3 protein-coding genes are annotated in these 2,832 nt (G+C 73.1%); all 3 read right to left on the minus strand.

Annotated features, from left to right (window positions below):
- Positions 1-91: 91 nt before the first annotated feature.
- From ACPYOM_RS21520 to ACPYOM_RS21530, 3 genes are read right to left on the minus strand one after another with little or no spacing between them, the layout of a single operon-like run.
- Positions 92-1,060, minus strand: a complete 969-nt coding sequence (locus ACPYOM_RS21520; protein ID WP_481347517.1) for a rhamnan synthesis F family protein — start codon at positions 1,058-1,060, stop codon at positions 92-94.
- 13 nt (positions 1,061-1,073) lie between these two features.
- Positions 1,074-1,922: a hypothetical protein gene (locus ACPYOM_RS21525; protein WP_481339472.1), complete on the minus strand. Its 849-nt coding sequence runs from the start codon at positions 1,920-1,922 to the stop codon at positions 1,074-1,076.
- Complete coding sequence (locus ACPYOM_RS21530) at positions 1,919-2,674, minus strand: SatD family protein (protein ID WP_481347518.1); 756 nt, start codon at positions 2,672-2,674, stop codon at positions 1,919-1,921. The genes ACPYOM_RS21525 and ACPYOM_RS21530 overlap by 4 nt, the downstream gene beginning before the upstream one ends.
- Positions 2,675-2,832: the final 158 nt, after the last annotated feature.

Genomic DNA, 2,832 nt, shown 5'->3' on the forward strand with positions numbered 1-2,832 from the left:
GCTCCGACGCTACCAGCGTGCGCGGCGCACCCCCGCGCCGGCTGCGTGCGGCCTTGGTCACCGAGCCGTGCAGGCGCGCGGCTCGATGGGTTCAGTCGGCCAGGTCGGCGGCCGGCAGCCGGGAGGCCGCGCGTTCCTGCTCCCACGCGCGGCGGGCCGACTCGCGGTACCAGTCCGGAACGGGTGCTGCGGTGCGGGCCCGCGCCCGGACGACAACCCCGTCGCACTCGTGGATCGACCGGTCCTGAAGCGCGGGGAGGACGCAGAAGGCGCGCTCGAGGGCGTGGGCGAGCGTGCCGTCCTTGGGTGTCGGCTCGCGAACGTAGGCCCGGGTGGGCTCGGCGAGGAGCGGGGCGATGGCGTCGAGCCGGGCCCAGAACATCGTTCCCGCGAAGAATCCGAGCTCCTCGGGTCGGTCCAGGTGACCGAGCGCCTCGGCGGAGACATGGGGCGCCAGCAGCCGGCGGACCGTGGTGGCGTTGCCGCTCCAGTAGGTGGAGAGCGGGAAGTAGGTGCCGCTCGGGCCGACGACGCCGGTGTCGGGACGCCGCAGGGTCCGCAGGATGTCCTCGACCGTCTGCTCCTCGGCCGGGAGCAGCTGCTCGAGCATCGTGTCGCGCCAGGTGTCGCCGGAGTCGGAGTGCAGTGAGCGCTTGGCGTGGATCTTGAGGACCCCGACGTAGCCGAGGCGTTGCAGGGCAGCGGCGACGAGGGTGAACGGCAGGACATCGCGTCCACGGTTGGGCACGACGAGGCAGCGGGCTCCGGGGTAGCGCGCCCGGATCGTCGCCGCCAGCGACCCGTGACCGCTCGGGAGGGTGACGAACAGGTCGACACGTCCGGAGCCCACCCTGTCGAGGTAGGTCACGAGCCCTGGCCACAGCTCGGGGTAGTAGAGGTGCAGCGCGATGGCCAGGTCGTGCCGGCGGCCTCGCCACAGCCTGGTCCGCGCGCGGCTCAGGGCGGCGTCGCGCACGTCGGGCAGGTCGGCGCGCAGTCGGGTCAGGCGGGATCGCATCCTGCGGGCGACTCGGCGTGCTCGTCGTGGGGTGGGGACCATGCGGGCCAGTGTGTCAGTGTGCGAAGGCGAGGGTCGTCAGGGCGATGAGCCAGCTGACGAAGCTACCGACGAGGAAGTACTCGGTGACGTCGTCGATGCCGGCCGGTCCGCCGCCGTAGCTGCCCCCGGGACCGGAGGTGCGCGCCGCGGCCTGGACCTCCGGGAAGCGGAGCAGGCCCTTGGCGGCGATGACGATGCCGGCGGCGCCCAGCTCGCCGGCGAGCCCGAGACCGAGGATGACGAGTCGCTCCATGGGCCCGAGGAGGCGACCGCCCTTGAGACGGTCGGCCGGGCCGATCGACGGGCCGGCCGACCCACCTGCCGTCGGAGCACCACCGGGTACCCCGACGGGCACGGAGGCGGCCGCGGACCCCTGGGCCGTGCGGGCGCCGGGGGGCAGGGCGCCGATGACGACGAGGACGAGGCGCACGATGACGTTGGCCGTGGCGACGTTGAAGGACACGAGGCCGGCGATGAGCAGGACGCGGGCGGGTGAGTGGGACGTGCCGCCCGGCAGGTCGGCCCAGTGCAGCCACGTCTCGAGGAGCCCGCCCGGTCGGCTGGCCGCTCCGGAGAAGAGGAGCAGCCCGACGACGACGGCGCCGAAGACGGTGAGCGCGGCGAGCGAACGGCGTCCGGTGAGCTGGGCGTGGTGCGACAGCTGCATCCAGGCGGCGCACGCCACGAGGGCGAGGGCGAGAGCGACGACGTCCGACCACGAGCGCAGGCCCGCGACGACCGCCACGACGACGACGACCAGCGGGCCGGCGACGTGCGCTACGAGCCGTGAGTGCCGCCATGACGAGGAGCGCACGAGGTCGGCGACGCCGAGCCCGACGAGGACGACCGACAGCCAGGTCACGACAGCCGCCCCAGCGCCGCCATGGCGTCGAGGACCACGCCGACGCCGTCGCGCCGCACCCGCTGCGACACGGCGGACGGGCTGACGCCGAGCCGCGCGGCGACGTCGAGCTGGCTCTGGCCGTCCATGAGTCCTCCGAGGATGTCGCGGGTCGTCGTCGACATGGAGCCAACCACGAAGTCCAGACAGTCGAGGGCGGCGCGCAGCGCCGTCGCCGTGTCAGCGGTGTCCGACGTGTCCGACGCGTCGGACGTGTCGGCCTCCGACGCGTCGGCAGCGTCCGTCGTGTCGGCGGCCGCCGCGGTCGCGCCGGCACCGCGGGGTCGTCCTGGGGCCGGGCCGGGGGAGTAGGCGGTGCGCGCCGTGCGCGACTGCGGACGGCTCGCGCGCTCCTCGATCTCGACGATGGCGTCGCGGGCGGCCCAGTAGCCGGGGCCGTCGTGGACACCGCGCACCGGGTCGAGCGTCGAGACGGCCCCCCGGCCGAGTCCGAACCGGACGTCGGCGTCGGGGTGCAACCGGGCGCGCACGCGAAAGCTGGCCGTGAGGGCGTCGCCGAGCGTGGCGAAGACGCCCTGGAACTCGTCGCCCAGTGTGATGACGAGCGGGTCGAGCGGCGTGACCGCTTGGTTCGCGGACGCGATCGCCTCCTCGATGGAGTCGTGGAGCCGTTGCCGGTCGGGATGCAGCCGGGAGTCGACGATGTCGCCGATGAGGACGACGGGTGAAGATTCAGCCTTCATCGAGCCCATATGAAGATCATAACTTCTTTTACGACCGATGAAGCTATTGGCTGCATTGTTGCGGAGGCCCGGTTTTTCGAGGTCGGTACACCATGACGGTCTCCGCCAGGCGGGCGCCCGCGGAGGACGCACGCACACGAGGAAACTCGCCCGCTGGCTCGTAGTCC

It is taken from the genome of Monashia sp. HAY1-2A, assembly GCF_056755315.1.

Excerpts from the sequence above, each read along its gene's own strand:
- ACPYOM_RS21520 (WP_481347517.1), bottom strand. The coding sequence starts at position 1,060 with ATGGTCCCCACCCCACGACGAGCACGCCGAGTCGCCCGCAGGATGCGA.
- ACPYOM_RS21530 (WP_481347518.1), bottom strand. The coding sequence starts at position 2,674 with ATGGGCTCGATGAAGGCTGAATCTTCACCCGTCGTCCTCATCGGCGAC.